The organism is uncultured Amnibacterium sp., assembly GCF_964244015.1.
Lineage (GTDB): Bacteria > Actinomycetota > Actinomycetes > Actinomycetales > Microbacteriaceae > Amnibacterium.
The window spans coordinates 1-6,778 of record NZ_CAXTHO010000145.1 but is presented as its reverse complement, the minus strand read 5'-3'; the positions used below and the strand labels follow the sequence as shown (position 1 = coordinate 6,778).

7 protein-coding genes are annotated in these 6,778 nt (G+C 70.5%); all 7 read right to left on the bottom strand.

From position 1 onward, the window contains the following. The coding region (locus ACFE67_RS13360; RefSeq protein ID WP_375407367.1) for a hypothetical protein at positions 1-280 on the bottom strand (280 nt) is incomplete at its 3' end. Further along, positions 277-1,332, bottom strand: a complete 1,056-nt coding sequence (gene pilM / locus ACFE67_RS13355; protein ID WP_375407366.1) for a type IV pilus assembly protein PilM — start codon at positions 1,330-1,332, stop codon at positions 277-279. The genes ACFE67_RS13360 and pilM, both read right to left, overlap by 4 nt. 91 nt (positions 1,333-1,423) lie before the next feature. After that, on the bottom strand, positions 1,424-2,257 hold the full coding sequence (locus tag ACFE67_RS13350) for a prepilin peptidase (protein WP_375407365.1): 834 nt from the start codon (positions 2,255-2,257) through the stop codon (positions 1,424-1,426). Beyond that, positions 2,254-4,050 carry a hypothetical protein gene (locus ACFE67_RS13345; protein WP_375407364.1) on the bottom strand — a complete coding sequence of 599 codons (1,797 nt, stop codon included), beginning with the start codon at positions 4,048-4,050 and terminating at the stop codon, positions 2,254-2,256. The genes ACFE67_RS13350 and ACFE67_RS13345 overlap by 4 nt, the downstream gene beginning before the upstream one ends. Then, the gene (locus tag ACFE67_RS13340) at positions 4,047-4,715 is read right to left on the bottom strand and encodes a type II secretion system protein J (protein WP_375407363.1); all 669 of its coding nucleotides are present in this window, start codon (positions 4,713-4,715) and stop codon (positions 4,047-4,049) included. Before ACFE67_RS13340 ends, ACFE67_RS13345 begins: the two co-directional genes overlap by 4 nt. Continuing rightward, a complete protein-coding gene (locus ACFE67_RS13335) occupies positions 4,712-6,085 on the bottom strand; it encodes a prepilin-type N-terminal cleavage/methylation domain-containing protein (RefSeq protein ID WP_375407362.1) in 1,374 nt (457 codons plus the stop codon). The genes ACFE67_RS13340 and ACFE67_RS13335 overlap by 4 nt, the downstream gene beginning before the upstream one ends. A 103-nt stretch (positions 6,086-6,188) precedes the next feature. Then, the gene (locus ACFE67_RS13330) at positions 6,189-6,650 is read right to left on the bottom strand and encodes a type II secretion system protein (RefSeq protein ID WP_375407361.1); all 462 of its coding nucleotides are present in this window, start codon (positions 6,648-6,650) and stop codon (positions 6,189-6,191) included. Positions 6,651-6,778: the final 128 nt, after the last annotated feature.

Sequence of the window (6,778 nt, the reverse complement as noted above, 5' to 3'; positions counted from 1 at the left end):
GCGTCTGGGTGTTCGCTGCCGCGAGGCGGCGCTGCGCATCGGTGTTCGCTCCGCCCGCGGCGACGATGACGGCCGCTGCGACGATCGCCGACGCAGCGACCAGCGCGACGAGCACCCGGCGGTGCCGCGCCGTCGCCCCCGCATCGCGGATCTCGCCTGGCAGTAGCGACACACGCGGTATACCACCGATACCCACGTGCGCGGTGCGCTTGACCTCGACGGGCGGGCGAAGCCGGTTGAGCACGGACGGGCGACCCGGCGTGGAGGGCTTGGTGCTCATCGGACGCTCCTGAGGGCCAGTCCGACGGCGACCGCCGGTGTCATGCCGGCGGCGAGGAGCGCGACCTCGTCGACGCGGGGGCCGACGAGCACGCCCGCGTTCGGGTGGCCGGTGACCACGGGCAGGCCGGTGGCGTCCGCGATCTCCTCGGCGAGCCCGCGCAGCAGGGCGCCGCCGCCGCTCAGGACCACTCCCTCCACCGGGCTCCGCTGCTCCTGGCCGGATTTCTCGTAGAACGCGACCGTCGACCGTGCGGCCTGCACGATGTCCCTCGCGCCCTCGGCGTTCACGCGGGCGACGAACTCCGACTGCGGATCCGCGGCATCTGCACGGATGCCGTAGCGGCGCTTCAGGTCGTCGGCGCGATCCATCCGGAGGCCGAGCTGGTCGACCAGCGCCTGGGTCAGGTCGTGCCCGCCGTTCGGCAGCATGCGGACGAACTGCGGGACACCCCGATCCGTGACCACCACGCTCGTCGAGGTCGCGCCGACGTGGACGAACAGCTTGATGCCGTCGCGTTCGGCGGCCGACTGCGCGCGGATGACGGCGAACGGGATGAGGTCGACGTCCACGACCTTGAACCCGGCGCGGTTCGCCGAGCGGATGTTGGTGAGCACCGACTCCTTGGTCGCCGCGACGAGCAGCCCGCGGATGGCCGGGCCGTCCGTGTCCTCCATCTCCTCGATCGGGTAGAAGTCGAGCACGGCCTCGGACGCGGGGAGCGGCAGCAGGTCCTGCGCGCGGAACGGCAGCGCCTCGCGGATGTGCTGCAGCGGCATGTCGGGCAGGATCAGCTCGCGGATCAGCACCTGCTGGCTGCCGATGCCGAGCACCACCCGCTTCGTGCCGAAGCCCGCTGCACCGCGGAGGTTCTCCAGCGCCCCAACGACCGCGTCCTCGTCGGCGACGACGCCTTCGCGGATCGCCTCGAGCGGCACGCGGACCTCGTGGTACCGGACGAGTTCCGCGGCATGGTGGCCGTGCTCGGGCAGCACCTCGGCAGCGCGGATCACGCCGTGGCCGAAGTCGAGGCCGACGATCGTCTTGGTCATGAGTTCGCTTTCGCTCGCGAGGGGTCTGCTGTCAGTGTCCAGGTGGCGGGGGTGGCGCGGCAGTTCCCACTTCGAGGAACGCCTGAACAGGTCACGTGAGGCCGACCAGCCGGAGGTAGCCGTCGGCGAGCGGGGCGCCGGCGGCCACGCCGACCCACGCGCCGGCGAGCATCCACGGGCCGAACGGGATCCCGGTGCCGCGCTTCGCCCGGCCGATCGCGATCAGGACGACGCCGAAGACGCCGCCGAGCAGGAACCCGGCCGCGATGCCCACGGTGAGCTGGGCCACGCCGAGCTGACCGAGGAACAGGCCGAGGACGCCCGCCAGCTTCACGTCGCCGAGCCCCATCCCTCCGGGCTTCACGAACCAGAGCACGGCGTAGAGCAGCACAGCCGCACCGGCACCCGCGGCTGCGGTACCGATCGAGACGAGGTCGCCCCGCAGCAGGTCGGCGGCGAGGAACAGCGCCGCACCGACGGCGTACCCCGGCAGGACCAGGGCGTCGGGCAGTCGGTGCACGTCCAGGTCGATCGCCGCGAGGGCGATCGAGATCGCCGCGAGATAGAGGAAGGCGAGCAGCACGAGCACGTCGGCGACGAGCACCTGCGGCGTCGCAGTGAGCGCGCCGTCGAGGGCGATCGCCGACGGGAGCGCCGCCAGCACGAACAGCGCCGAGGTGAGCGCCTCCACGAGCGGGTAGCGCGCGGAGATCGGCTCGGCGCACTGCCGGCAGCGGCCTCGCAGCAGCACCCAGGACAGCAGCGGCACGTTGTCGCGAGCGGCGATCGGCGTCGCGCAGCCGGGGCACGCCGACCGGGGTTGCACCACGGAGAGCCCGAGCGGCACGCGGTACACGACCACGTTGAGGAACGACCCGATCACGAGGCCGATCACGCCGGCCTCGACGAGCACGAGCGCGGTCACGGCGTCGCTCCCGTGGTCGTGAACGCGGCGGGGACCTGAGCGATCCGCGACAGCGAGAAGCTGGCGGAGGCGGGTGCCAGGAAGTACGGAGGCACGGCGCCGACCAGACGGGAGTCGTACTGGTAGTCCTTCGTGTAGTACCCGGTCGTGGAACTCACGCCGTTCACGGTGACGACCTGCGCGACCCCGCCGCGGAACTTCTGCGCGATCGACCCGAACACAGCGAGGGTGCCTCGCTCGCTGCCCCGGTCGCGGTTCTGCACCTGGAAGGTGTGCTGCACGGACAGGAGCGCCGCATCGATCTCCCGATCGCGGTCCGTGAGGATCGTCTGGTACACGGTCTTGCCGTTCACGACCGAGGCGGAGGTGGGGTTCCAGACGAGCACCGCGCTGTTCCCCACCAGCCCCAGCAGGTCGTTGGTCCTGCTCTTGTAGGTGAGGTCGTCGGTCACGTAGACGTAGTTGGACGCGGCGGCCGTCGTGGCCCCCTGGCCGGATGCCGCCACCTGGACGACCCCGGAGACGAACAGGTCCCCCGACCGGCAGCCGTAGGCCGGGGACGTGGTGTTCCAGGAGGACCCCGTGCCCCAGCCCGACGGCGGGGCCTCGTTCGAGCGCGGGTACTGCACGCCGAAGGACTTCCATCCGCCGCTCGACGCCGAGCTCGACGCGGCCGTATTTCCGCTCGAGTCGAGGCAGGTGAAGTTCGCAGGCCAGTTGGCCGTCGAGGTGTAATTCGGGTCGGTCGACTGGATCGGCACGTCCTGCACGAAGAGGAGGCTGCTGCTCAGCACCGGGACGGTCGCGCCGGAGTTGGATCGCAGATCGGCGAGTGTTCCGCATTTGGCCGGCGTCGTGCCGGACGAGCCGGTCGGCTCCGTCTGCTTCGTCCACGGGCTCCTCACTGTCATGGTGCCGTTCCCGTTGTAGGTGACCTGGGTCGGGCCGGTGTAGAGGCAGCCTGTCGACGCGGCGAACGGCTGCATCGTCGAGTTGCTCGGCGGCATGGCGAGCGTCGGCGCGAAGGTCACGCCGCCGCCGACGGCGTACGTGGCGGTCGAGCCGCAGTCGTCCGGCGTCGACGAGATCGGGGTGTTCGGGTTCGAGCTGGTGACCGCGTCGCCGAAGGTCGTGCCGCAGATGGTGAGCACGTCGTTCGAGTGCACGGGCCCGCGGAGGACATCGTTCGACCCGAACTGGGTGATCTGGCAGGAGGCGACGTGGGTCGGATCCCAGATGTGGACGGCGCAGGCCTGATTGCCGGTGATGATCGGGTCCGGCGCCTCGTAGTCGGTGAAGTACAGGTAGTTGGTGAAGCCGCTCTGCCGCAGCTGGGCGACCACCGAGCGCGTCACCGCACCGACCCGGCCGGTGGACCGGAGGTTCACCACGCCGGTCGTCGCGTACTTGCTGTTGTCGACCTCGTAGCGGTAGGTCGCCGTGCCGGACGAGCCGGGGACAGTCGCCCAGGTGCCGGTGGACCCGACTCCGAGGGCCGGATTGGTGGTGGCGGGGGTGGTGACCGTGCTGCCTGACGCGGTCGTGAACGTCGACTGCGAGTTCCCGTAGGACTGGAAGGTCGAGTCGGTGTTGAGCCGGGCGGCGTACTCCTGAACTCCGGCGAATGCCGCGTCGAGCGCCCCGGTGGTGTCCTGGGCGCGGTCGGAGACGGTGAGCCCGCTGGAGACGGCAGTCAGCGACGTGCCCACCAGCATCGCCATCACGAGGCCGAGCACCATCACGACGGGCAGGGCGACACCGCGGTCGGCGTGGTCGCGGGATCGGCGGATCACGAGTTCTCCCGCTGTGCGAGCGCCACATTCGTCAGCAGCACGGTGTTGGAGAGCACGATCGGGTCGTCGGTCCTTCCCGAGCGGTTCGGGACGGTCACCGTCACGGTCACGGAGGTGACCCGCGACCGCTGGGGGTCGCTGAGTCCTGTACCCGACGGGGTGAGCGCGGTACCGGAGGAGTCCGCGTAGGCGAACGCGATCGAGGTGAGTCCGGAGGCGACCGTCCGGGTCGTCTGGGTGGAGGTGATCACCGCCAGGGAGCCCGAGGCGGTGAAGGCGGTCCGGGTCTCCGTCAGGACCCCGCTGTCGAGCGAGAAGGCCACCCGGGTCGGCAGCGGGGCGGCCGATGTCGTGTCGACGTAGCTCAGCACAGTGAGAGCCGTCGGCGTCCCCGCCACCACGGCGGGAGCCGGGGTGGTGCTCCCCGACACCGCGTTCGGGGTTCCCAGGCGGACCACGCGGGTGATCTCGTCCATCGCGTTGCCCGCCTGGCCGACGGCGGATCGGGCGGTGTTCGCCGCCTGCGTGGTGGCGACGACGGTCAGGAACAGGTTCGTCACGATCACCATCACGACGGAGAGCACGCCCATGGCGACCAGCAGCTCGATGAGGCTGAGGCCCTCGTCGGCCCGCGCGCGGTCGGCGAACCGGCTATGGAGGCTCACGCCGCGCTCCTCGGGTCGAGTTCGAGGGAGACCGTCTTCACGCCACCGACGGTGGTGGCGGGAACCAGGGCGGCGCTGCCGACCGGGTTCGTCGTCGGCGTGGCGCTGGTGAGGGCCGAGTTCACCGAGGAGGACAGCTTCCATCGCCCGTACGGCAGCGCGATCGTGATCGACCCGTTCTTGAGGACCGGCCCGAAGGTCAGTGGCGTGCCGGTCGCCGTGTTCGCACAGCCCGGGTTCCCGCCGGTCACCGCGGCGACGGGGTTGTCCGGGATCGCGGTCAGTGAGGCGGCGGTCGATGCGGCGACCGTGACGAGGGCCATCTTCTCGTCGACGGTCGCCTGACCGCCGGAGATCGCGGGCATTCCGGCCGACCGTGCGCCCGCCGACAGGGCCGGGGCGGTGGCCCTTGCGGGCCAAGCGCCGGGGTCGAAGGAGGCGCAGAGCGTGGCACCCGCCGCGTCCGTCAGCGCACCCGCGACCGCGGAGTAGCCGGAGGCGACCGGCCAGACGGACGCCGTGGTCGCACTACCGCCCACGAGGACGGGCCACACCGTGCTGGTACCGCCAACCGGGACGAGCGTGCTGGTCAGGTTCGTGGGGAGGAGCGGCGGCGCGCCCGCCGGCGCGTTCGAGGCGGGCTTGATCGTGTACCGGCCCTCGACGTCGTACTGGAACGTGGCGGTTGCGGTCGATCCGGCGCCGACCGACACGGTGGAGGTCGGCGCGGTGACCTGGTGGTTGTCGCGGCGATTCGCGGCGGTGAGGCTGACCGTGTACGTCCCGGGCGAGACCGATCTCGCGTAGGTGCACCCGTCGATGTCGGTCGCAGCGGGCTGCGCCGTCAATGTCCGGCCGGTGCCGGGCGTGATCGCTGCGGTGATGCCGCTCTCCCCCGCGCCGAGCGAGTCCACGACGCTGACGAGGATGGCGCCGGTGTCCGCGTCGGTCACCTTGCTCGTACTCGCGAGCAGCGTGTCCGTGCGGACGGGCTGGGTCGTGGTGGCCTGGCCGGCCCAGGTGACGGTCACGGTGATGCGCTTGTACTGCAGCGCGGTTCCGGCACCGCAGGTCGCGTCGACGCCGGTGGAGTCGACCCACGCCGCCTTGAGGGCCACGGTGTAGGTACGGCCGGAGACGGTCTGCGTGGAACTGCCGTCCCGGACCTGGAAGGGATCGGCGGTGAGCCGCACCGCGTCGGTCGCCTGCGCGGCGAGGTTCGTGGCCACGACGCGGGCCCGGTTGTCCGAGCTCATCCGCGAGATGGTGATCGTCGAGGCGATGACGCCGCTGGAGAGAAGTGCGAAAACGAGCATCGCGACGATGGTTTCGACGAGGGTGAAGCCCGCGTCCCCGGTCGGTCGTCGCATGCTCGCCCCGCTTTGATCGAGATGGTGGTTGATACCGCGAGGCGGGCGGCCAGCTGTGCGCTGACCGCCCGCCTGCGTGAGGAGCGGCGCGAGCCGCTTCAGGTCACTGGCAGCCGGTGGGCAGCGTGGCCGGTGCGACTACCGCAGCCGTCGCCTGCGTGATGTAGACGGACTTGCCGCTTCCGCTGACCTCCTTGAGGCACCAGGAGGTGGACGAGCCCTTGGCCGGGTTCGACGCGTCGACGGGTCCGCTCAGGGTGGTGTCGGTCGGGGTGGTCCAGCCGTAGTCCTTGAAGGCGGTGGTGTTCGTCGCTGCCGTCGTGCTGAGGTCCGTCCACGAGTTCTTCGCGCTGTAGGCGGCGTTGATCGCGACCTTCGCGTTCGCGAGATCGTTGGTCGCAGAAGCGTCCTTCGCGCTGTTCTGGACGCCGAGGTACACGGGGATCGCGATCGCGGCGAGGATGCCGATGATGATCACGACGACGAGCAGCTCGATCAGCGTGAAGCCGGCCTCGCGGTCGCGGAGCTGCTCACGGCGGGCCTTGAGGGCGGTGGTGATGGACATGAGAGTTGGTTTCCCGTTCAGGATGTGGAGTGGAGTATCGCCCCTTCCAAACTAAATAGGCGATAAGACGAATGTAAAGTCGCGCCAATCAAAAAGGCAGGCCCCGAGTAGGGGTGTTTCCGACATTC